This window comes from Variovorax sp. KBS0712, from assembly GCF_006323185.2.
Lineage (GTDB): Bacteria > Pseudomonadota > Gammaproteobacteria > Burkholderiales > Burkholderiaceae_C > Variovorax > Variovorax boronicumulans.
Map to the genome: position 1 here is coordinate 165,025 of NZ_VCCD02000003.1, position 23,122 is coordinate 188,146.

General features: G+C 67.1%; 19 protein-coding genes. 3 read left to right on the forward strand and 16 right to left on the reverse strand.

Annotated elements, in window-relative coordinates:
* Positions 1-23: 23 nt before the first annotated feature.
* The 14 genes from FFI97_RS25610 to FFI97_RS25675 all read right to left on the reverse strand — a co-directional run bounded on the left by FFI97_RS25610 (position 24) and on the right by FFI97_RS25675 (position 17,895).
* Positions 24-1,502 (reverse strand): glutamate synthase subunit beta, encoded by a 1,479-nt coding sequence (locus FFI97_RS25610; RefSeq protein WP_139701025.1) that lies wholly within the window; start codon positions 1,500-1,502, stop codon positions 24-26.
* Between the two features lie 35 nt (positions 1,503-1,537).
* Complete coding sequence (locus tag FFI97_RS25615; RefSeq protein ID WP_139701023.1) at positions 1,538-6,283, reverse strand: glutamate synthase-related protein; 4,746 nt, start codon at positions 6,281-6,283, stop codon at positions 1,538-1,540.
* 178 nt (positions 6,284-6,461) lie between these two features.
* Complete coding sequence (locus FFI97_RS25620; protein ID WP_139701020.1) at positions 6,462-7,163, reverse strand: transposase; 702 nt, start codon at positions 7,161-7,163, stop codon at positions 6,462-6,464.
* Positions 7,164-7,191: 28 nt separating this feature from the next.
* The gene (locus FFI97_RS25625) at positions 7,192-8,073 is read right to left on the reverse strand and encodes a class I SAM-dependent methyltransferase (protein WP_139701154.1); all 882 of its coding nucleotides are present in this window, start codon (positions 8,071-8,073) and stop codon (positions 7,192-7,194) included.
* 14 nt (positions 8,074-8,087) lie between these two features.
* Positions 8,088-8,663: a DUF1415 domain-containing protein gene (locus FFI97_RS25630; protein WP_139701017.1), complete on the reverse strand. Its 576-nt coding sequence runs from the start codon at positions 8,661-8,663 to the stop codon at positions 8,088-8,090.
* A complete protein-coding gene (locus FFI97_RS25635) occupies positions 8,660-9,940 on the reverse strand; it encodes a CynX/NimT family MFS transporter (RefSeq protein WP_139701016.1) in 1,281 nt (426 codons plus the stop codon). Before FFI97_RS25635 ends, FFI97_RS25630 begins: the two co-directional genes overlap by 4 nt.
* Positions 9,937-11,073, reverse strand: a complete 1,137-nt coding sequence (locus tag FFI97_RS25640) for a deoxyguanosinetriphosphate triphosphohydrolase (RefSeq protein WP_139701014.1) — start codon at positions 11,071-11,073, stop codon at positions 9,937-9,939. The genes FFI97_RS25635 and FFI97_RS25640 overlap by 4 nt, the downstream gene beginning before the upstream one ends.
* Before the next feature lie 28 nt (positions 11,074-11,101).
* Positions 11,102-12,226, reverse strand: a complete 1,125-nt coding sequence (gene aroB / locus FFI97_RS25645) for a 3-dehydroquinate synthase (protein ID WP_139701012.1) — start codon at positions 12,224-12,226, stop codon at positions 11,102-11,104.
* 33 nt (positions 12,227-12,259) lie between these two features.
* Positions 12,260-12,808, reverse strand: a complete 549-nt coding sequence (locus tag FFI97_RS34140) for a shikimate kinase (RefSeq protein WP_119554249.1) — start codon at positions 12,806-12,808, stop codon at positions 12,260-12,262.
* Between the two features lie 23 nt (positions 12,809-12,831).
* Positions 12,832-14,976 (reverse strand): type IV pilus secretin PilQ, encoded by a 2,145-nt coding sequence (pilQ, locus tag FFI97_RS25655; RefSeq protein ID WP_139701010.1) that lies wholly within the window; start codon positions 14,974-14,976, stop codon positions 12,832-12,834.
* Entirely contained in the window at positions 14,973-15,515 is a 543-nt protein-coding gene (locus FFI97_RS25660) for a pilus assembly protein PilP (protein ID WP_139701008.1), read from the reverse strand. Before FFI97_RS25660 ends, pilQ begins: the two co-directional genes overlap by 4 nt.
* The gene (locus FFI97_RS25665) at positions 15,512-16,192 is read right to left on the reverse strand and encodes a type 4a pilus biogenesis protein PilO (protein ID WP_070059947.1); all 681 of its coding nucleotides are present in this window, start codon (positions 16,190-16,192) and stop codon (positions 15,512-15,514) included. The genes FFI97_RS25660 and FFI97_RS25665 overlap by 4 nt, the downstream gene beginning before the upstream one ends.
* 6 nt (positions 16,193-16,198) lie before the next feature.
* Complete coding sequence (locus FFI97_RS25670; RefSeq protein WP_070059948.1) at positions 16,199-16,819, reverse strand: PilN domain-containing protein; 621 nt, start codon at positions 16,817-16,819, stop codon at positions 16,199-16,201.
* Positions 16,816-17,895 carry a pilus assembly protein PilM gene (locus tag FFI97_RS25675; protein WP_062471776.1) on the reverse strand — a complete coding sequence of 360 codons (1,080 nt, stop codon included), beginning with the start codon at positions 17,893-17,895 and terminating at the stop codon, positions 16,816-16,818. Before FFI97_RS25675 ends, FFI97_RS25670 begins: the two co-directional genes overlap by 4 nt.
* Before the next feature lie 251 nt (positions 17,896-18,146).
* On the opposite strand from FFI97_RS25675, the gene FFI97_RS25680 reads away from it, so the two are divergent.
* A complete protein-coding gene (locus FFI97_RS25680) occupies positions 18,147-20,558 on the forward strand; it encodes a penicillin-binding protein 1A (protein WP_169805026.1) in 2,412 nt (803 codons plus the stop codon).
* Positions 20,559-20,580: 22 nt separating this feature from the next.
* Here FFI97_RS25680 and cyaY read toward each other — a convergent pair whose 3' ends face one another.
* On the reverse strand, positions 20,581-20,913 hold the full coding sequence (gene cyaY, locus FFI97_RS25685; protein ID WP_062471779.1) for an iron donor protein CyaY: 333 nt from the start codon (positions 20,911-20,913) through the stop codon (positions 20,581-20,583).
* A gap of 12 nt (positions 20,914-20,925) precedes the next feature.
* Here cyaY and lptM point away from each other — a divergent pair, with 12 nt between their 5' ends.
* Entirely contained in the window at positions 20,926-21,177 is a 252-nt protein-coding gene (lptM, locus tag FFI97_RS25690; protein WP_062471782.1) for an LPS translocon maturation chaperone LptM, read from the forward strand.
* Entirely contained in the window at positions 21,174-22,451 is a 1,278-nt protein-coding gene (lysA, locus tag FFI97_RS25695; protein ID WP_139701006.1) for a diaminopimelate decarboxylase, read from the forward strand. The genes lptM and lysA overlap by 4 nt, the downstream gene beginning before the upstream one ends.
* 7 nt (positions 22,452-22,458) lie before the next feature.
* Here the strand turns inward: lysA and FFI97_RS25700 are convergent, their stop codons facing one another.
* Entirely contained in the window at positions 22,459-23,112 is a 654-nt protein-coding gene (locus tag FFI97_RS25700) for a sulfite oxidase heme-binding subunit YedZ (RefSeq protein WP_062471862.1), read from the reverse strand.
* Positions 23,113-23,122 lie beyond the last annotated feature (10 nt).

The window sequence follows — 23,122 nt, forward strand, 5'->3', positions numbered from 1 at the left end:
CGCCGCTTCAAATGAAACAAAAATCAGCGCGGTAAGTCGCTGAATCCCATCAAAAATTCGTCGACCGAACGCGCCGCTTGACGGCCCTCGCGAATTGCCCACACCACCAGCGATTGGCCGCGGCGAATGTCACCTGCGGCGAACACCTTGGGCACATTGGTGGCATAGCCGCCGATGAAGTCGACCGTGGCGCGCGCGTTGCCGCGGGCGTCCTTCTCGACACCGAAGGCGTCGAGCACGGTGGCCACGGGGCTGATGAAGCCCATGGCCAGCAGCACCAGGTCGGCCTTGAGGACCTGCTCGCTGCCGGGCACTTCCTGCATCTTGCCGTCCTTCCACTCGACGCGCACGGTCTTCAGGCCGGTGACCTTGCCCTTCTCGCCGATGAATTCCTTGGTCGAGATGGCGAACTCGCGCTCGCAGCCTTCTTCGTGGCTGGAGCTGGTGCGCAGCTTGATCGGCCAGTAGGGCCAGGTCAGCGGACGGTTCTCTTCTTCCGGCGGCTGCGGCATCAGTTCGAACTGCGTGACGTTCACGGCGCCGTGGCGGTTGCTGGTGCCCACGCAGTCGGAGCCGGTGTCGCCGCCGCCGATCACGATGACGTGCTTGCCGTCGGCGCGCAGCTGGCCCTTGACCTTGTCGCCCGCGTTGACGCGGTTCTGCTGCGGCAGGAACTCCATCGCGAAGTGGATGCCGTCGAGGTCGCGGCCCGGCACGGGCAGGTCGCGCGACTGCTCGGCGCCGCCGGTGAGCACCACGGCGTCGAAGTCCTTCTGCAGCTGCTCGGGCGTGACGGTTTCCTTGGCCAGGTTGGTGACCTTGGAGCCCTTGCCCAGCGGGTCTTTGGCGGCACCGACCATCACGCCGGTGCGGAAGGTCACGCCCTCGGCTTTCATCTGCTCGACGCGGCGGTCGATGTGCGACTTCTCCATCTTGAAGTCGGGAATGCCGTAGCGCAGCAGGCCGCCGACACGGTCGTTCTTCTCGAACAGCGTGACGTCGTGGCCGGCGCGCGCCAGTTGCTGCGCGGCGGCCATGCCGGCCGGGCCGGAGCCCACCACGGCGACCTTCTTGCCGGTCTTGTGCTTGGCGACGCGCGGCGCCACCCAGCCTTCGTCCCAGGCGCGGTCGATGATCGCGTGCTCCAGCGACTTGATGCCGACCGCGTCGTCGTTCACGTTGAGCACGCAGGCGGCCTCGCAGGGCGCGGGGCAGATGCGGCCGGTGAACTCGGGGAAGTTGTTGGTCGAGTCGAGCACCGCGAAGGCGTTCTGCCAGTCGTCGCGGTACACGAGGTCGTTGAAGTCCGGAATGATGTTGTTGACCGGGCAGCCGCTGTTGCAGAACGGCGTGCCGCAGTCCATACAACGTGCGCCCTGCACCTTGGCCTGGTCGGTGTTCAGTCCGACGACGAATTCCTTGTAGTGCTTGACGCGCTCTTCGACAGGCTTGTAGCCCTCTTCGATGCGCTCATGCTCCATGAAGCCGGTGATTTTTCCCATCGTGCTTTCCTCTGTTCTTCGTATCTATGGCGCGCTCAGACAGCGGCCGTGGCGGGCGCGGCCAGTGCGTGCGGCTCGAGGCCGACGTGGGCGTTGTTGCCGCTGCTGGCCAGCTCGACCTGGCGGTCGTGCAGTTCGGCCAGCGCGCGCTTGTACTCGTTCGGGAACACCTTGACGAACTTGGTGCGCGACTCGGCCCAGTTGTCGAGCAGCTCGCGCGCGCGCTTGCTGCCGGTCCAGCGGTGGTGCTCTTCGAGCAGCTTCTTCAGCTGCGCTTCGTCGGTCTCGCCGCCGTGCCAGATCTTGCGATGCACGCTGGCGGTCTGCTCGGCCGAGGTGAGCACCTTGTCGAGCGACACCATCGAGAGGTTGCAGCGCGAGGCGAACTGGCCGTCTTCGTCGTAGACGAAGGCGACGCCGCCGCTCATGCCGGCCGCGAAGTTGCGGCCCGTCTTGCCGAGCACGGCGACCGTGCCGCCGGTCATGTATTCGCAACCGTGGTCGCCGGTGCCTTCGATGACCGCCGTGGCGCCCGACAGGCGCACCGCGAAGCGTTCGCCGGCCACGCCGCACAGGTAGGCCTCGCCGGTGGTTGCGCCGTACAGCGCGGTGTTGCCGACGATGGTGTTACGCGCGGCTTCACCGCGGAAGTCCAGGCTGGGGCGCACCACCACGCGGCCGCCCGAGAGGCCCTTGCCGGTGTAGTCGTTGGCGTCGCCGATCAGGTACAGCGTGATGCCGCGTGCCAGGAAGGCGCCGAACGACTGGCCGCCCGTGCCTTCGAGCTGGATGCGGATCGAGTCGTCGGGCAAGCCCTGAGGATGCACCTTGGTCAGCGCGCCCGAGAGCATCGCACCCACCGAACGGTTGACGTTGCGTGCCACTTCGATGAACTGCACCTTCTCGCCCTTGTCGATGGCGGGACGCGACTTCTCGATGAGCTTCACGTCGAGCGCGCGCTCGAGGCCGTGGTCCTGGTTCTCGACATGGAAACGCGGCACGTCGGCCGGCACGGTCGGCAGCGCGAACAGGCGGCTGAAGTCCAGGCCCGAGGCCTTCCAGTGCTCGATGCCCTTGCGCATGTCGAGCAGGTCGGCGCGGCCGATCAGGTCGTCGAACTTGCGGATGCCCAGCTGGGCCATGATCTGGCGCACTTCTTCCGCAACGAAGAAGAAGTAGTTGACGACGTGCTCGGGCTTGCCCGAGAACTTCTTGCGCAGGATCGGGTCTTGCGTGGCCACGCCCACCGGGCAGGTGTTCAGGTGGCACTTGCGCATCATGATGCAGCCTTCGACCACCAGCGGCGCGGTGGCGAAGCCGAACTCGTCCGCGCCCAGCAGCGCGCCGATGGCGACGTCGCGGCCGGTCTTCATCTGGCCGTCGGCCTGCACGCGGATGCGGCTGCGCAGGCGGTTGAGCACCAGCGTCTGCTGCGTTTCGGCCAGGCCGATTTCCCACGGGCTGCCCGCGTGCTTGATCGACGACCAGGGTGAAGCGCCCGTGCCGCCGTCATGGCCGGCGATCACGACGTGGTCGCTCTTGCACTTGGCCACGCCCGCGGCGATGGTGCCGACACCGATTTCGCTCACCAGCTTCACGCTGATGCTCGCGTGCGGCGCGGTGTTCTTCAGGTCGTGGATGAGCTGCGCGAGGTCTTCGATCGAGTAGATGTCGTGGTGCGGCGGCGGCGAGATGAGGCCCACGCCCGGCACCGCATAGCGCTGCTTGCCGATGTACTCGGTGACCTTGCCGCCCGGGAGCTGGCCGCCCTCGCCCGGCTTGGCGCCCTGCGCCATCTTGATCTGGATCTGGTCGGCCGAGTGCAGGTACTCGGCGGTGACGCCGAAGCGGCCCGACGCGACCTGCTTGATGCGCGAACGCAGCGAGTCGCCATCGTTGAGCGGCAGGTCGACCTCGACGTTGGCCGCACCGATCACGCTCTTGAGCGTGTCGCCTTGCTTGATCGGGATGCCCTTGAGCTCGTTGCGGTAGCGCGCCGGGTCTTCGCCACCTTCGCCTGTGTTGCTCTTGCCGCCGATGCGGTTCATGGCAATGGCGAGCGTGGCGTGCGCCTCGGTGCTGATCGAGCCGAGCGACATCGCACCGGTGGCGAAGCGCTTGACGATGTCGGCGGCCGCTTCGACCTCGTCCACCGGAATGGCCTTGGCCGGATCGATCTTGAACTCGAACAGGCCGCGCAGCGTGAGGTGGCGGCGGTTCTGGTCGTTGATGAGCTGCGCGTATTCCTTGTACGTGTTCCAGTTGTTGGAGCGCGTGCTGTGCTGCAGCTTGGCGATGGCGTCGGGCGTCCACATGTGCTCTTCGCCGCGCGTGCGCCAGGCGTATTCGCCGCCGGCGTCCAGCATGTTGGCGAGCACCGGGTCGTCGCTGAACGCGGCCTTGTGCATGCGGATGGCTTCCTCGGCGATCTCGAAGACGCCGATGCCTTCCACGCGGCTGGCCGTGCCGGTGAAGTACTTGTTCACCGTCTCGGTGTTCAGGCCGATGGCTTCGAAGAGCTGCGCGCCGCAGTAGCTCATGTAGGTGCTGACACCCATCTTCGACATGATCTTCGACAGGCCCTTGCCAATGGCCTTGACGTAGTTGTAGACCGCCTTGTCGGCGCTCAGGTCGCCCGGCAGGTCGGCGTGCATGGCCGCCAGGGTTTCCATCGCGAGGTACGGATGCACGGCTTCCGCGCCGTAGCCGGCGAGCACGCCGAAGTGATGCACTTCGCGCGCCGAGCCGGTTTCGACCACGAGGCCGGCGGTGGTGCGCAAGCCTTCACGGACCAGGTACTGATGCACGGCCGAGAGGGCCAGCACGGCGGGAATCGCCACTTGCGTGGGGCTCACGCCGCGGTCACTCACGATCAGGATGTTGTGGCCGCCCTTGATGGCATCGACCGCTTCGGCGCACAGCGAGGCCAGCTTGGCTTCGACGCCTTCATCGCCCCAGCCCAGCGGGTAGGTGATGTCGAGCACGTAGCTCTTGAACTTGCCTTGCGTGTAGCGGCCGATGTCGCGCAGCTTCGCCATGTCGGCGAAGTCGAGAATGGGCTGGCTCACTTCGAGCCGCATCGGCGGGTTGACCTGGTTGATGTCCAGCAGGTTCGGCTTGGGGCCGATGAAGGACACGAGCGACATCACGATCGCTTCGCGGATCGGGTCGATCGGCGGGTTGGTCACCTGCGCGAACAGCTGCTTGAAGTAGTTGTACAGCGGCTTGTTCTTGCTGGAGAGCACGGCCAGCGGGCTGTCGTTGCCCATGGAGCCGATGCCTTCTTCGCCGGCCTGCGCCATCGGGCTCATCAGGAACTTGATGTCTTCCTGGGTGTAGCCGAAGGCCTGCTGGCGGTCGAGCAGCGCGACCTGGCTCACGGGAATCGCGGCCGGTTCGGCCTTGACGCTGTCGAGCTTGATGCGCAGGTTCTCGATCCACTGCTTGTAGGGCTTGCTGTTGGCGAGGGTGGCCTTGACCTCCTCGTCGTCGATCATGCGGCCCTGCTCCAGGTCGATCAGGAACATCTTGCCGGGCTGCAGGCGCCACTTGCGAACGATCTTCTGCTCGGGCACGGGCAGCACGCCCGACTCGGAGGCCATGATGACCAGGTCGTCGTCGGTCACGCAGTAGCGCGAGGGGCGCAGGCCGTTGCGGTCGAGCGTGGCGCCGATCTGGCGGCCGTCGGTGAACACGATGGAGGCCGGGCCGTCCCACGGCTCGAGCATGGCTGCGTGGTACTCATAGAACGCGCGGCGGCGCGTGTCCATGGTGGCGTGCTGTTCCCAGGGCTCGGGAATCATCATCATCACGGCCTGGCTGATCGGGTAGCCGGCCATCGTCAGCAGCTCGAGGCAGTTGTCGAAGGTGGCGGTGTCGGACTGGCCGGCGAAGCTGATCGGGTAGAGCTTCTGCAGGTCGGCGCCGAGCACGGGCGACGACATCACGCCTTCGCGCGCCTTCATCCAGTTGTAGTTGCCCTTGACCGTGTTGATTTCGCCGTTGTGGGCGACGTAGCGGTACGGGTGGGCCAGCGGCCATTCGGGGAAGGTGTTGGTCGAGAAGCGCTGGTGCACCAGGCCCAGGGCCGAGACGCAGCGCTTGTCCTGCAGGTCGAGGTAGTAGGTACCGACCTGGTCGGCCAGCAACAGGCCCTTGTAGACCACGGTGCGGCTGGACATGCTCGGAACGTAGTATTCCTTGCTGTGCTTGAGCTTCAGGCGCTGGATGTTGGCGCTGGCGGTCTTGCGGATCACGTACAGCTTGCGCTCCAGCGCGTCCTGCACGATCACGTCGTTGCCGCGGCCGATGAAGATCTGGCGCAGCAGCGGTTCTTTTTCGCGCACGGTGGGCGACATCGGCATGTCGCGGTTGACCGGCACATCGCGCCAACCCAGCAGCACCTGGCCTTCGGCCTTGATGGCGCGTTCCATCTCCTGTTCGCAGGCTTCACGCGAGGCGTGTTCCTTCGGCAGGAAGATCATGCCGACGCCGTATTCGCCGGGCGGGGGCAGCGTGACGCCCTGCTTGGCCATTTCTTCGCGGTACAGCAGGTCGGGCAGCTGGATCAGGATGCCGGCGCCGTCGCCCATCAGCTTGTCAGCGCCGACGGCGCCGCGGTGGTCGAGGTTCTCGAGGATCTTCAGGCCCTGCAGCACGATGGCGTGGCTCTTCTCGCCCTTGATGTGGGCGACGAAGCCGACGCCGCAGGCGTCGTGCTCATCGGCACCGGAATACAGACCGTGTTCTTGGAGGTGTTGAATCTCGGCAGCCGTCGTCATGGCGCGCTCCTTCAGTTTTCGCAGGGAAAGGGAGCATATTGCGATGCACAAAGAATGCCAAACACTTTAATGGGGGTCAGATTCCTATTAAATCTTGAGTTTTCTTGTCAGAATTAAATTAGGGACATATTGAAAACAGTAGCACAACACCCAATAAGGGCGCGGCCTTTGGCCGCTTTCAGTCCGAATCTTTGGCGGGCGCGGGCGGCCGGCCGGCCTTGGACTTGATCACGCGGCGCTCGGTGGACTTCTGCAACGTGTCCAGAAAACCGTCGTCGCCGGCCGCCCAGCCGCGCAAGGTGGCCTCGGTCAGGGTCTGCTGATCGGCCGCGCGAACCCCGCCACGCACCAGTTCGGCATACGCCGCCTCCCGCGCGAAGGGCGTGTTGCCGAGCTCCCAGTACAGCGGGTGCGGCGTCAGCAGCCGGTCCTGCCGCAGGCCGGCGTAGTGGCCGTGGCTGGACCACGGGAAGTCGCGCGCTTCGGTGACCATGCCGGCGCGCACCGGATTCAGGTCGATGTAGGCCATGCAGGTCAGCAGGTAGCGCTCGGTCTGGATCAGGGTCGATCTGTAGCGCCCTTCCCACAAGGTGCCGCTGCGGCCATGGCGGTCGTTGAAGTAGCGCACGTAGCTGCGCCCGACCGACTGCATGAACTGCGGCAGGCCCGTGGCGCTATCGGGCGTGGCCAGCAGGTGGAAATGGTTGTCCATCAGCACGTAGGCATGCAGCGCGATGCCGAAGCGCGCGGCATTCTCGGCCAGCAGGCCGAGCAGCTTCTCGTGGTCGGCACGGTCCACGAAGATCGACTGGCGGTTGTTACCGCGCTGGATCACGTGGTGCGGCATGCCGGCCAGCGTGAGACGGGGGAGACGGGCCATGGGGACGTGGACGACGCCGTCCGAATACTCAGTCTGTCAGGCGGAAGCGCGTGTCGCCCAGCGTGTCGAGCCCGAACTGCGCCAGCAGCTCGCGCAGCCGCGTCGCCGCACTCGCCTTGCGCTGGCCGGTGTAGCGCGCCAGGATCAGCTCGTTCTTCATGCTGTGCTCCCAGCCGACCAGCTCGGTGACCGTCACGCTGTAGCCGTTGGCTTCCAGGTACAGGCAGCGCAGCACGTTGGTGAGCTGGCTGCCGATCTCGCGCGTGTGCAGCGGATGGCGCCACAGCTCGGCCAGCGGCGTGCGCGACAGGGCCAGCGCCTTGGTCTCGCGCAGGCAGGCCGCCACTTCGGCCTGGCAGCAGGGCACGAGCACCATGCAGCGCGCCTTCTTGGCCAGGCCGAAGGCGATGGCGTCGTCGGTGGCGGTGTCGCAGGCGTGCAGCGCGGTGACCACGTCGATCTGCGCCGGCAGCTCGCTCGCCTGCGCCGACTCGGCCACGGTGAGGTTCAGGAACGACATGCGTCCGAAGCCCAGCTGCTGCGCCAGCGCGCGGGAGCGCTCGACCAGTTCGCTGCGCGTCTCGATGCCGTAGACATGCCCGCCCTGCCGCGCGCGGAAGAACAGGTCGTAGATGATGAAACCGAGGTACGACTTGCCCGCCCCGTGGTCGGCCAGCGTGGCCTCGGAGCCCTCGCCCGGCAGCTCGCGCAGCAGCTGCTCGATGAACTGGAACAGGTGATAGACCTGCTTGAGCTTGCGCCGCGAATCCTGGTTGAGCCGGCCTTCGCGCGTGAGGATGTGCAGCTCCTTGAGCAGCTCAACGGACTGGCCCGGCCGCAGGACTTCGGCCAGCTCGGCCTCGGCCTTCGCAGCCTTGTTGGTGGGGTGGGCTTTCGCGGGACGGGGCATGGTGTTCTTGTTGTTCATGGCGTGGCGCTTCCCGGGCCGACATCGAGCGCGGTCCAGCCGGCCGGGCCCAGGGCTTCGAGCGTCTCGATGTTGCGCTCGAAGATCGCCTCGGCCTCGGGAAAAGCCTCGACCGCGCGGTCCACGCTGTCTTCGCGCAGCAGGTGCAGCGTGGGGTACGGCGCGCGGTTGGTGGCGTTGGTGATGTCGTCGGCCTCGGTGCCGGCGAACTGGAAATGCGGATGGAAGCTGGCGAGTTGCAGCACGCCGTCGAAGCCCGCGCGGGCGAGCTTGCGCTCGGCGCGTTCGGTGAAATCGTTGAAGTCGAGAAAGTCCGCCAGCGCGTGGGGGACGATCAACAAGGTGGTGTCGCGCACCTCGGCATCGAGCGCCACGAGCGCGCGGGCCTCGGCCAGCAGCGCGTCGATGAGACGGCCTTCGTGGGTGTCGAGGTAGATGACGTAGTGGATCTGGCCCTTCACATGCACCGCCTTGGCGAAGGGGCACAGGTTGAGGCCGATCACGGCGCGCTCGAGCCAGCGCCGGGTGTCGGCTTCGGCCTGCGCGGCGTCGGTGACCGTCGGGTCGCTCATGCCGTGGCCTCCGTCAGTCGGCGAATGCGCCCGAGGCGCGCAGCGACCGCCATGCCGGCAAGCGAACAGGCCAGCGTGGCGGTCCAGGTCCAGTGCCAGCCGCCGACGCGGTGCGCGAGCCAGGCCACCGCTGGCGGCGCCAGGAACTGGCCGAGCGACGACGCCTGCTGCATCAGGCCGACGGTGGTCGACACGGTGCTCGGCCCCGGCGCCAGCCGTACGCCCAGCAGGAACAGCGTGGCCGGCACCATGCCGCCGCCGAGCGAAAAGGCACAGATCGCGGCATAGCGCATCGCGGGCGGCAGGCCCAGCGCCTCGGCCCCCTGCCCCACCTGTGCGAAGGCGGCGACGCCACCCAGCGCCATGGTCAGGAAACCCCATTGCAGCAGGCGCTCGGGAGCCACGCCGCGCTGTAGCCAGCGGCCGCCCATGAGGTTGCCGACGATGTTCATCGCCGCGGCCAGCGCGGTCAGCACTGCGCTCCAGGCGGCCGGCACCTTGGCGTCGGCATAGATCGCGGGCAGGAAACCGATCACGGCCATCCACTGAGACGAGTACACGGCGAAGGTCAACGCGACCAGCCACGGCGCGCGCGCGCCGACCGTCTCGCGCAGCCGCGACGCCCAACCGGACGATGCGGGATGCAAGCTCGCGCCGACGACGCGGGGCCGGTCGCGCGGCACCGCCAGCCACACCCAGAGTGCCGCTCCCGCCGACACCAGCGACAGCGTCCACCACCAGTCGGCCCATCCGCCCCAACCGATCAGGGCCGGGCCGATGAGCAGCGCCAGCGCCACGCCGAGCGGCATGTAAGCGCCCCACAGGCCCAGCGCGGCCTTGTCGGCGCCCGCCGGTGTCAGTGCGCGGATGAGTCCCGGGCCGGGCATCACCGCCATCAGGAAGCCGATGCCTTCGGCCGCGCGCAGCACGAACAGCCACAGCACCGCATGCGAGCCGCCCAGCAGGCCGGCGCCGACGGCACCTCCGAGCAGGCTGGCCGTCGTCAGCACCGCCAGCCCGACCAGCATGCTGCGCCGCAGGCCGATGGAATCGGCCGCGAGCCCGGCCAGCAGCCCGAGCGTCATGCTCGCGACTTGGACCAGCGAAAGAAGGAAGCCGGCCTCGACCAGGTCGATGCCGAGCGACGCCTGCAGCGCCGGCACGGCGGGCGGCAGCTTGCCCAGGTGCAGCGCGGCGCTGACGCCGCCCAACACGACGGCGAAAGCCGCGGCCGGCACGCGGGCCGACGCACTGCTCGAGCGCACGGCCGCCGTCATGCGATGCCCCGGCGGCCGGTCAGCCGCTCGTGCTCGCGCATGGCGAAGCGGTCGGTCATGCCGGCGATGTAGTCGGCCACGGCGCGGTGCCGATCGCGGCGCTCGGCGTACGAAGCGGGCATCTCGGTGCCGCGCGCCAGGTAGGCGCCGAACAGCCCGCGCACGACCTCGCTCGCCTGGTCGGTGGTCTGCGTGACCTGCGGGTGGCGATAGAGGTTGCGGAACAGGAACTGCTTGAGCGCCTCCGACTGCGCCTGCATGACGCCGCTGAAGGCCACCAGCGGCGGCGCCTGGCGCACGGCGTCGGCATCCACGGGCGCCAGCGCCTCGATGGCCGCGCGCGTCGTGTCGATCACGTCGTAGACCTGCGCGCTGAGCATGCGGCGGATGGTTTCATAGAGCACGCGCCGGCCCTGGCCCTGCAGGTGCGGATGCTCGGCCAGCGCTTCGCGGCGGTAGCGTTCGAACAGTTCCACATCGGCCAGCTGCTCGACGCTGATGAGGCCCGAGCGCACACCGTCGTCGATGTCGTGCGCGTTGTAGGCGATGGCGTCGGCCAGGTTGCACAGCTGTGCCTCCAGCCCCGGCTGCGTGCGGTCGAGAAAACGGCGGGCCACGCCCTGCGGCTCGGCCGCCTCGAGGCGTTCGGCGTTGGCGCGCGAGCAGTGCTTGAGGATGCCCTCGCGGGTCTCGAAGCTGAGGTTCAGGCCGTCGTACTGCGGGTAACGGTGCTCCAGCGCATCGACCACGCGCAGGCTCTGCAGGTTGTGTTCGAAGCCACCGTGTTCGGCCATGCAGGCATTGAGCGCGTCCTGGCCCGCGTGGCCGAAGGGCGTGTGGCCCAGGTCATGGGCCAGCGCGATCGCCTCGACCAGGTCTTCGTTGAGGCGCAACGCACGCGCGATGGAACGGCCCAGCTGCGCGACTTCGAGCGAATGCGTGAGCCGCGTGCGGAACAGGTCGCCCTCGTGGTTCAGGAACACCTGGGTCTTGTAGACCAGCCGGCGGAAGGCGGTGGAATGGACGATGCGGTCGCGGTCGCGCTGGAAGGCGTCGCGCGTGGGCGCGGGCGGCTCCGCGTGGCGCCGTCCGCGCGAGCGCGCGGGGTGGCAGGCGTACGCCGCAAGGCTCACGGCCGGATCTCCGCGTGTCGCGCTGCGCTCATGCCACGCAGCACTGCGCGAGCACGTCGCGCACCATCGCGTCGGGCGCGCTGCGCACGACGGCGGAGCCGGGTCGGTCGATCACGACGAAGCGGATCTCGCCGGCTTCCGATTTCTTGTCGACGCGCATCAGCTCGAGGTAGCGCTCGGCCCCCAGTGCCGGCCCCACGGTGGGCAGGCCGGCGCGCTCGATCAGGCGGGTGAGCCGCGCGACGAAGGCCGCGTCGACGCCGCCGAGCCGCTGCGACAGCTGCGCCGCCATGACCATGCCGCAGCCGACTGCTTCGCCGTGCAGCCATTCGCCGTAGCCCAGGCCCGACTCGATGGCATGGCCGAAGGTGTGGCCGAAATTGAGGATGGCGCGCAGGCCGGTCTCGCGCTCGTCCTGGCCGACCACCAGCGCCTTGATCTCGCAGCTGCGCTTCACGGCATGGGCCAGCGCGGCCGGGTCGCGCGCCACCAGCGCTTCGATGTTCGACTCGATCCAGTCGAAGAAAGCCATGTCGTAGATCGGGCCATACTTGATGACTTCGGCCAGGCCGGCACTCAGTTCGCGCGGGGGCAGCGTCTGCAGCGTGTCCAGGTCGCACAGCACGAGCTGCGGCTGGTAGAACGCGCCGATCATGTTCTTGCCCAGCGGGTGGTTGATGGCCGTCTTGCCACCCACCGAGGAGTCGACCTGCGCCAGCAGCGTGGTCGGCACCTGCACGAAAGGCACGCCGCGCATGTAGCTGGCGGCCGCGAAGCCGGTCATGTCGCCCACCACCCCGCCGCCGAGCGCGAACAGCACCGTCTTGCGGTCACTGCCGTGGCCCAGCAGGGCGTCGAAGATCAGGTTGAGGGTCTCGAGGTTCTTGTATGCCTCGCCGTCGGGCAACTCGAGCAGGTGAACCGTGCGAAAGCGCTTGGCCAGCACGGTCCGCAAGGCTTGCGCGTAGAGCGGCGCCACGGTGGTGTTGCTGACGATCAGCGCGCTCGCGGCCGCGGGAACGACACCGAAGCTGGCAGGGTCTTCCAGCAGGCCGCCGCCGATCAGGATCGGGTAGCTGCGCTCACCGAGCTGGATCTCGACGCGTTCGGGCTTTGGCGGTGCGGAAAGTGCAGGCGAAACAGACAGGGACATGGCCGCGAGTTTAGGCGCTCGGGCCTGCCGGGGTCAGTCCGAGGGCTCTTCCGGATGGGCGCCGGGTTCGACCACGCCCGCCAGTTCGAGCTGCATCACGATGAGGTTGACCAGCACCGCGATCGACGGCCGGCCGGTGTCGACCACGTCATGGGCCGTTTCCCGGTAGAACGGGTCGCGCGCGTCGTGCAGTTCGCGCAGCCGGCCCAGCGGGTCGGCCACCTGCAGGAGCGGGCGCTTGACGTCGTGACGCAGGCGCCGGAACAGGTCTTCGGGCGAGGAACGCAGGTAGATGACGTGGAAATGGCCGCGTAGTTGCTGGCGGTTGGCCTCGCGCAGCACGGCGCCACCGCCGGTCGCCAGCACGCCGTGGGGGTGGGCGGCCAGGTCGGCGATGACCGCCTGCTCGATGTCGCGGAAGGCGGCTTCGCCCTCGCGGTCGAAGAAATCACGGATCGTGCAGCCGATGCGCTGCTCGATCACATGATCGGTGTCGATGAAGGGAGTGTTCAGCCGAGCGCCCAGCCGCCGGCCCACTGCGGACTTTCCGGCGCCGGGCAACCCGACAAGTGCGACCGCCACGCGGTGGCTGCTACGCCCGCGCGTCAGCGCGCGGCGTTGCGGTCGGTAATCATCTTCGGGGTGATAAAGACGAGCATTTCGGTCTTGTTGGCAACGCGTTCGCGCTTGCGGAACAATGCCCCCATGTAGGGGATTTCACCCAGCACCGGCACGCGCGATTCGTCATTGGTTTCGGTGAGCTCGAAGATACCACCGATGACGACCGTGCCGCCGTTCTCGACCAGCACCTCGGTCTGCACGTGCTTGGTGTTGATGGCCGGGCCTGCCGAGGTGTTGACGCCGCGGGCGTCCTTGCTCACGTCCAGCGTCAGGATGATGTTGCCCTCGGGCGTGATCTGCGGCGTGACTTCGAGCTTCAGCACCGCCTTGCGGAACGAGATCGAGGTCGCACCGCTGGAGGTGGCCTGCTGGTACGGGATTTCCTCGCCCTGCTCGATCAGCGCCTTGGTCTGGTCGGCCGTGATGACGCGGGGGCTGGAGACCAGCTTGCCCTTGCCATCGGCTTCGAGGGCCGAGATTTCGAGGTTCAGCATGCGCGACAGGCTCGAGTTGAACAGCGAGATCGCGAAGGTGCCTGCGGCGTTGCCGGTGCCGCCAGCGTCGCCGGCGGGCAGGTTGATGAAGTTGGAGTTGGTCCAGGTGGCTGCTGCGCCGCCGACGCCGCCGGCGTTGGTGGTGGCAGGCATGACGCCGAAGGTGCCGTAGGCCGGATTGCCGTTGGCCGACGCGACGCGTTCGCGGGAGATACCGCCACCCATCCGCACGCCGAGCGACTTGCCGAAGGTGTCCGAGGCTTCCACGATCCGCGCTTCGATCAGCACCTGGCGCACGGGAATGTCCAGCTTCTGGATCAGGTCGGTGACCTGGGCCAGGCGCGAGGGAATGTCGGACACGAACAGCTGGTTGGTCCGCGATTCGGCGATCACGCTGCCGCGGGGGCTCAGGATGCGTGTGGTGGTACCGCTGCCACCACCGCCGCCAGCGGAGGCACCCGTTCCCGTCAGCCCCTGCGCAATGGCAATGGCCTTCGTGTAGTTCAGCTGGAACGACTGCGTGCGCAGCGGCTCCAGGTTCTCGATCGCCGCCTTGGCTTCGAACTCGAGCTTTTCCTTGGCGTTGATCTCGTCCTTGGGCGCGATCCACAGCACGCTGCCGTTCTTGCGCATGCCCAGGTTCTTCGCCTGCATGATGATGTCGAGCGCCTGGTCCCAGGGCACGTCCTTCAGCCGCAGCGTCAGTGCGCCGCTGACCGAATCGGAGGTCACGATGTTGAAGTTCGTGAAGTCGGCGATCACCTGCAGCAGCGAGCGGATCTCGATGTTCTGGAAGTTGAGCGACAGCTTCTCGCCGTTGTAGCCGACGCCTTGTGTGAGCTTGCTCGGATCGACCTTGCGCGCGCGCACTTCCACCACGAACTGGTTCTCGCTCTGGTAGGCGCTGTGCTCCCAGTCGCCCTTGGCATCGATCGTCATGCGCACGCGGTCGCCCGATTGCTGCGAGGTGATCAGCTGCACCGGCGTGCCGAAGTCGGCCACGTCGAGGCGGCGGCGCAGGCCCTCGGGCAGCGTCGACTTGGTGAACTCCACCACGAGGCTCTTGCCCTGCTGCTTCACATCGACGCCCACCTGGTTGTTCGGCAGGTCGACCAGCACGCGGCCGGTGTTGTCGGCGCCCAGGCGGAAATCGACGTCGCGCAACGGCAGCGTGTCGCGGTTGCGGTTCTCGGCGAAAGTGGTCGCCGCGGAAGCGGCGAGTGCCGTGCCAGCCACCGGCTCGAGCACCACCAGCAGCGACTTGCCCTGGATCTCGGCCTTGTACGCCGTGGCCTGCTTCAGGTTCAGCACCACGCGGCTGCGGTCACCGGCCTGCACCACATTGACCGAGCGCAGGTTGCCCTGGTTCACCTCGATGGCCGAACGCCCGATGGCGTTCGTCACACCCGGGAAGTCCAGCGCGATGCGCGCCGGCGTCTGCACCGAGAACCCGGCGGGCACGGCGGTGAGCGGCTGCGCCAGGTCGATGCGGATCACTTCCGCGCCCGACTGGGTCGAGCTCGTCACCGACTCGATCGCGTTTTGCGCATGGGCGACGGCCAGGGCACCGAAAGCCAGCAGACCCAGCCCGGCGGCGCGCAGCCACTGTGCCATCGTTGATTTTTTATGGTTCATTTCGCACTCTCTTGCAACTGCAGCGTGGCTACGCGTTCGATCCATTCGCCCGCGGCGTCCTGCACGACCTCGCGCAGGGCAACTTCGGTTTCGTTGATACGGGTGATGCGCCCGTAGTTGAGCCCCAGGTATTCGCCGACGCGCACCTTGTAGAGCAGCTTGTCCACACGCACGAGCGCCACCGGCTGGCCGTTGCGGTTCATGCTGCCGACCATCGCCATCGTGTCGAGCGGGAACGCCTCAAGGGCTTCCTTGCGGCGCGCCAGTTCCGGCGCGATCAGCTCGGAGGTGCTCGGCTGGTTCGACTCCCGGCGCAGCGCCTGGGTCAGCTTCAGCATGTTGAAGGGCTCGAACGACGACGCCTCGGTGTAGGCCTGCGGCGTGAACTTCTTGGGTTCGGAGATCGGCGGCACCGAGGGCTTGATCTGGGCGCGCTGCTCGACCATCCAGCGCTGCAGGTCTTCCTGGTCGGAATCGCCGCAGGCGCTCAGGCCCAGCGTGGCCAATGCCAGCCACAGGACTTTGGCGACCGGCTTCATTTCTTCGCCTTCGGCGCCGTGGCGCGTTTCTGGGCGGCCCGCTCGTCTTCGTCGAGGTAGCGGTAGGTGCGCGCGGTGGCGTCCATCGTCAGCACGTCCTTGTCCTTCTGCGGTGTGACGGTCACGTTGTTGAGCGTCACGATGCGCGACAGGCTGGCCACGTCGGCCGCGAAGGCACCCATGTCGTGGTAGCGGCCCGTGACGCGCACGGCGATCGGCAGCTCTGCGTAGTAATCCTTGACCGACACCTGCCCCGGACGGAACAGTTCGAACTGCAGGCTGCGGCCGAGGCCGGCCTGGTTGATGTCCGAGAGAAGCGCGTCCATTTCCGCCTTGCTGGGCAGTTGCTTCTCGAGAAGGATCACGTACTGCTGGACCTGCTCGCGCTGCTTCTTCAGCAGGTCGAGGTTGGCGGCTTGCGCCACTTTCTTCTGGTAGTCGGTCCGGAGCGTGACTTCCTTGGCGCGCTCGGCTTCGAGTTCGTCGTTGGAGTTCGTGAGCCAGACAAACCACAGGCCCGCCAGCACCAGCGCGGACACTGCCAGGCACAGCGCGTAGCGCGGCACCGCCGGCCACATGGAAGGATCGTTCGGATTCAGTCCGCGGAACTGGTCGCCGAAGTTCCGCAGTGCGGTGGCGACGTCGACTTTGGGGAGGGATCGGTTGCTGATGGCCATGATCGATTACCCCTTCGCCTGCGCCTTGGCGGCCAGGGCCTTCTCGGCCTCCGCCTTCTGGGCGTCGGTGGGCCGCTTGAGGCCGATGCGCATCGTGAAGTTCGCCACGCGGCGCTGGTCGCGCTGGCTCAGGTTCACATTGGCCGAGGTGATTTCGACCAACTCGGGCTTCACCAGCCAGGGGCTGTTGTTGCCGAGGTTGCGCAGCAGCTCCGACACGCGCTCGTTCGACTGCGCCATGCCTTGCAGGGTCACGGTCTGGTTCTCCTGCTTCATGCTGGTGAGATAGACGCCGTCGGGCAGTTGCCGGACGAGTTCGTTGAGCAGGTGCACGGGCAGGTTGCGGTCGCCTTGCAGGTCTTCCACGGCCAGCTGGCGCGCGCGCAAGGCTGCGATTTCTTCCTGCAGTGTCGAGATTTCCTTGATCTCGACTTCGAGCTTCTTGATCTCGGCCTGAAGGAAACCGTTCTTCGATTGCTGAGCCGAAATCTGGGCCTCGAACCACAGGTAACCGAGGCCGGCGATCAGGGCGCCCAGCAGCGCGGCACCACCCAGGGTGCCGTAGAAAGCCTCGCGGCGGCGCTTGCGCGCGGCTTCGCGGTGCGGAAGCAGATTGATCAGGATCACTGCAGGAACCTCCGCATGGCCAGGCCGCAGGAGGTCAGATAGGAAGGCGCTTCACGGCGGACCTTCTTCTCGCGAATGCTGGGGCCGAAGTCCATGCCGTCGAACGGATTCACGAGCGAGCAGGCAAAAGAGGTCTGGCGGGTCACGGCATTGGTCAGCCCCGGCAGCGACGACGATCCGCCCGCCAGCAGCACGTAGTCGACGCGGTTGTGCGGCGTGCTGGTGAAGAAGAACTGCAGCGCCCGCGCGATTTCCTGCGCGATGCTTTCGACGAAGGGCTTGAGCACGCCCGAGCCGTAGTCGTCGGGCAGGTCGCCGCTGCGCTTCTTGGCTTCGGCTTCCTCGGCGGAAAAACCGTACTGGCGCACGATCAGCTGGCTCAATTGAGCGCCGCCGAAGGCCTGGTCGCGGTCGTACAGCACTTCCTGGTTGCGCAGCACCTGCATGCTGGTCGTGAAGGCGCCGACTTCGAACAGCGCCACGATGGCGTCCACGCCCTTGCCCGGCAGTTGCTCGATCAGGCGCGCGGTTGCGAGGCGCGAGGCATACGACTCGACGTCGAGAATCATGGCCTTCAGGCCCGCGGCTTCCGCCAGGCCTTCGCGGTCCTGCACCTTCTCCTTGCGGGAGGCGGCGATCAGCACTTCCACGTCGCCGACGGAGGTCGTGCTCGGTCCCGTCACGCAGAAGTCGAGGCTCACTTCATCGAGCGAGAACGGGATGTACTGGTTGGCTTCGGATTCGACCTGGATCTCGAGCTCCTGCTCGCTCATGCCGCCCGGGAGAATGATCTTCTTGGTGATGACCGCCGAGGGCGGCAGCGCCAGCGCCACGTTGCGGGTCTTGGTGCCGCTCTTGCGCACGACGCGGCGCACGGCTTCGGCGACTTCGTCGAATTTCTCGACGTTGCCGTCGGTGATCCAGCCGCGTTCGAGCGGTTCGATGGCGCAGCGCTCCAGAACCAGCTTGCCGCTGGCCTCACGGCCGAGCTCCACCAGCTTCACGCTGGACGAACTGACGTCCAGTCCCAGCAGGGGGGCGTTCTGACGACGAAACAATGATCCAAGAGCAGCCAAGTTAGGTCCCTCTCCCCCTGTTATTTGTAACCAATGGAAAAATATGCGTTCGGTTGCATGCTAGCAGCAGGCACAGCGCCCACCAAGCGTGCAGAAAGCCCGGAACCGACAACCGTTGTCAAAACGTGACGTCAAAGCCGCATTCTGTAACTTTCTGCTTAGCCCCTGGAGAGGGAATGCGCGAGGTAACAAAGATCCGGAGGCGCCGAGGGGGCGGCTTTTTATAATGTCCGGTGACTCTCCGGGCCCCCATGCAAGAAACTTCCAGCCCGAAAGGGCGCGCCAAGACTCCTCCACCCGAACGCCCCTTCTGGCTGAAATGGCTGTTGCGTTTCGTGTTCTGGGGGGCGGGCATCGCTGCGGCGGGCCTGCTTTCCATCCTGTGCGTGGTGGCCGTGGCCCTGGCAGTGGCCTATCCCAACCTGCCGGACATCTCGGAACTCTCCGACTACCGACCCAAGCTGCCACTGCGCGTGTTCTCCGCCGAAGGAACGCAGATCGGCGAGTTCGGGGAAGAGCGGCGCAACCTCACCCCCATCGCCGCGATCCCCAAGGTCGTGAAGGACGCCGTCCTGGCCGCCGAAGACGCGCGCTTCTATGACCACGGCGGCGTCGACTACAAGGGGCTGGTGCGCGCCGGCCTCGCCAACCTGAACCGCGTGAAGAGCCAGGGCGCCTCCACCATCACGATGCAGGTGGCCCGCAACGTCTACCTGAGCTCCGAGAAGACGCTGACCCGCAAGATCTACGAGGTGTTGCTGACCTTCAAGCTGGAGCACCTGCTCACGAAGGACCAGATCTTCGAGATCTACCTGAACCAGATCTACCTGGGCAACCGCGCCTACGGCTTCGCGGCCGCTTCCGAGGCTTATTTCGGCAAGCCGCTGTCCGAGATGACGATCGCGCAGGCCGCCATGCTCGCCGGCCTGCCGAAGGCGCCCGGCGCGAACAATCCGGTCAACAACCCGCAGCGCGCACGCGGGCGCCAGTTCTACGTGATCGATCGCATGCAGGAGGCCGGCTTCATCACCGCCGAGCAGGCGGCCGAGGCCAAGAAGGAAGAGCTGCATCTGCGCGACGCCGCCGACCCGAACCGCCTGCACGCCGAGTACGTGGCCGAAACCGTGCGCCAGCTGATGTACGCCCAATACGGCGACAGCACCTACACGCGCGGCCTCAAGGTCTACACCTCGCTGGTCGCCGCCGACCAGGCCGCGGCCTACAAGGCCCTGCGCAAGGGCATCATGGATTACGAGCGCCGTCAGGTGTACCGCGGCCCCGAGAAGTTCATCGACCTGCCGAACGACCCCAAGGAACTCGACGAGGCGGTGGACGACGTGCTGAACGACCACCCCGACAACGGCGATGTGATGGCGGCCGTGGTGCTCAAGGCCACGCCCAAGGAAATCCAGGCCATCCGGGCCAACGGCGACGCCGTGCAGATCACGGGCGACGGCCTCAAGCCTGCGCAGTCCGGCCTGTCGGACAAGGCACCGCCCAACATCAAGATCCGCCGCGGCGCCGTGATTCGCGTCGCGAAGACGCCCAAGAACACCTGGGAAATCACCCAGCTGCCCGAGGTGGAGGGCGCGTTCGTGGCCATGGACCCGCGCGACGGCGCCATCAAGGCGCTGGTCGGCGGCTTCGACTTCGGCAAGAACAAGTTCAACCACGTCACGCAGGCGTGGCGCCAGCCGGGCTCGAGCTTCAAGCCCTTCATCTACTCGGCGGCGCTCGAAAAGGGCTTCACCCCCGCCACGGTCATCAACGACGGCCCGCTGTTCTTCGACGCTGGCACCACTGGCGGCCAGCCCTGGGAGCCCAAGAACTACGGCGGCGGCTTCGACGGCCCGATGTCGATGCGCACCGCGCTGATGAAGTCGCGCAACCTCGTGTCGATCCGCATCCTGCAATCCATCGGCACGCGCTACGCGCAAGACTGGATCACCAACTTCGGCTTCGACAAGGACAAGCACCCCGCCTACCTCCCGATGGCGCTCGGTGCCGGTGCCGTCACGCCGATGCAGATGGCGGTGGGCTATTCGGTGTTCGCCAACGGCGGCTACCGCGTGAATCCGTACCTCGTGACCCGCGTCACCGACCACAAGGACCGCGTGCTGGTCGACGTCCAGCCGCCATTGCTCAATGAAGCCTCGCGCGCCATCCCGCAGCGCAACGCCTTCATCATGGACACGCTGCTGCAGTCCATCACGCGCGCCGGCACGGCCGCGAAGGCGCAGGCGATGCTCAAGCGCCCCGACCTCTACGGCAAGACCGGCACCACCAACGACTCGCTCGACGCCTGGTTCGCGGGCTTCCAGCCCACCATGACGGCGATCTCGTGGATCGGCTACGACACGCCGCGCAACCTGGGCGACCGCGAAACCGGCGGCGGCCTGAGCCTGCCGATCTGGATCAACTACATGGAAACCGCCCTCAAGGGCGTGCCCGTGACCGACCTGTCGACCACGCCGCCTTCGGGCATCGTGAGCGTCGGCGGCGAGTGGTACTACGACGACTACGCGCCGGGCCGCGGCGTGTCGAGCCTGGGCGTGGAATCCTCCGCGCCGGTGGCCCCCGCCGAAGCCCTGAGCGGCCCGGCGATCAGCGCGCCCGCACCGCCCGAGGAGCGCAACCGCATCCTCGACCTGTTCAGGAACTGATCGAGAAAGACGGAGCGGCGGCTCAGGCCGCCGCGAACACCAGCGGCTGCCCCGCCTGCAGGGTCGCCTCGCGCGACAGGTTGCCGAAGAATTCTTCCCCGGTCTTGGTGTCCACCCACACCCGGCCGTCGTGCCGGTAGTGGTAGCCGCCGGAGCGCGCCGCCAGCCAGATTTCCTGCAGCGGCTTCTGCAGGTTCACGATCAGCTGGCTGCCATTGCGAAACGACATCGTGATCATCCCGCCGACCCGCTGGTTGTCGATGTCAGCGTCGGTCGCGTCGTTGATGCGGTCGCAGCCCTGCTCGATGGCAGCAAGCGCCGCCTCGGCGCGGTCCATGTACTCGGTGTCGGTCATTACAATTTCAGCATGTTGAATGTTCGCCAAATTCTAGTGAGCGCTCGCGCCCGCACCGCGCTCATGGTCTGCCTTGCCGCCAGCGCGGCCGGTCTTGCGGCGTGCGGACAGCGCGGCGCGCTCTACCTGCCGACCGATCCGGCGGCTGCCCAGCGCGCCACCTTGCCCCAATTGCTCACCCCCGGCGGCTCCAAAGCCTCCGACAACGAAGCGGCCCCCAAGCCCGCCGCAGCCAGCAGCGCCCCCGCCTCCCCCCAGAAATGACGACGAACACCCCCCTGCCCGGCCACCCCCACATCGCCCATCGCGACGGCGCCCTGCACGTCGAGGGTGTCGCGCTCGACGCGCTGGCGCGCGTGCACGGCACGCCGCTGTTCGTCTATTCGAAGCAGTGGATGCTCGACGCCCTGGCCGCCTACCAGTGCGGCTTCGAGGGCCGCGACGCGCTGATCTGCTACGCGATGAAGGCCAATTCCTCCCTCGGCGTGCTGCGCGTGTTCGCCGAGGCCGGCTGCGGTTTCGACATCGTCTCAGGCGGCGAACTGTCGCGCGTGCTGGCGGTGGGCGCCGATCCGAAGAAGATCATCTTCTCGGGCGTCGGCAAGACGCGCGCCGAGATGCGCCAGGCCCTGGCGGCCGGCATCGCCTGCTTCAACGTCGAGAGCGAAGCCGAGCTCGACGTGCTCAACGAGGTGGCGCTGGCCGAGAAGGTGCGCGCACCGATCAGCATCCGCATCAATCCGAACGTCGACCCGAAGACGCACCCGTACATTTCCACCGGCCTGAAGGGCAACAAGTTCGGCATCGCGCACGACCGCGCGGTGCAGGCCTACCAGCACGCCGCCCGGCTGCCGGGCCTCGAGGTGGTCGGCATCGACTGCCACATCGGCTCGCAGATCACCGAAGCCTCGCCCTACCTGGACGCCTGCGACCGCGTGCTCGACCTGGTGGAGGCCATCGAGGCGGCCGGCGTGCCGATCCATCACCTGGACTTCGGCGGCGGCCTGGGCATCGACTACAACGGCGAAGTGCCGCCCAAGGCCGATGCGCTGTGGCAACAGCTGCTCGCCAAGCTCGACGCGCGCGGCTTCGGCCAGCGCAAGCTGGTGATCGAACCCGGCCGCTCACTGGTCGGCAATGCCGGCGTCTGCGTGACCGAGGTGCTCTACACCAAGCCCGGCGAAGACAAGAACTTCTGCATCGTCGACGCGGCCATGAACGACCTGCCGCGCCCCGCGATGTACCAGGCCTTCCACAAGATCGTGCCGCTGCGCGAGCGCGCCGGCGACGCGCCGACCTACGACGTGGTGGGCCCGGTCTGCGAAAGCGGCGACTGGATCGGCCGCGACCGTGCGCTCAACGTGGTGGCCGGCGACCTGCTGGCCGTGCTGTCGGCCGGTGCGTACTGCATGAGCATGGCCAGCAACTACAACACGCGCGGCCGTGCGGCCGAGGTCCTGGTGAGCGGCGCCAGCGCCAAGCTGATCCGCCGCCGCGAGACGATGGAAGACCAGCTGCGCGCCGAGATCGACGGCTGATCCGGTCTCAGCCGGTGCGCAGCGGCTTCTCGCTGCCGCGCACGGCCACTGCGGGCCTGGCCTGGCGCTTGCGCGCGAAATTCCAGACGCGCCACGCCAGCAGCACCCCGACGATCGCGGCGTAGACGAACACTTCGGCGAAGTTGTTCTTGCCCGCGCGCATCCAGAAGAAGTGCAGCAGCCCGAGCCCCGCGATCACATAAACCAGCTTGTGCAGCAGCTGCCAGCGCTTGGCGCCCATCGCCTTGATCGCGCGATTGAACGACGTGGCCGCCAGCGGCGTCAGCAGCACGAAGGCCGAGAAGCCCACCAGGATGAACGGCCGCTTGGCGATGTCCTTGGCGATCTCGCCCCACTCGAAGCCCATGTCGAACCAGCTGTAGCACAGCAGGTGCAGCACCACGTAGAAGTACGCGAACAGGCCCAGCATGCGGCGCAGCCGCGCCAGCGCGTTGAGCTTGGCAATCACGCGCAGCGGCGTCACCGCCAGCACGATGCAGATGAAGCGCAAGGTCCAATCGCCCGTCGCGCGTATCAGGAACTCGGCCGGGTTCGCGCCCAGCCCGTCGGTGAAGGCACCGAAGGCCAGCCGCGCGAACGGCAGCAGGCACAGCAGGAAGACGACCGGCTTGGTCGCCGGGTGCATGAGCAGCTTGTTCAGCATGGCGCAA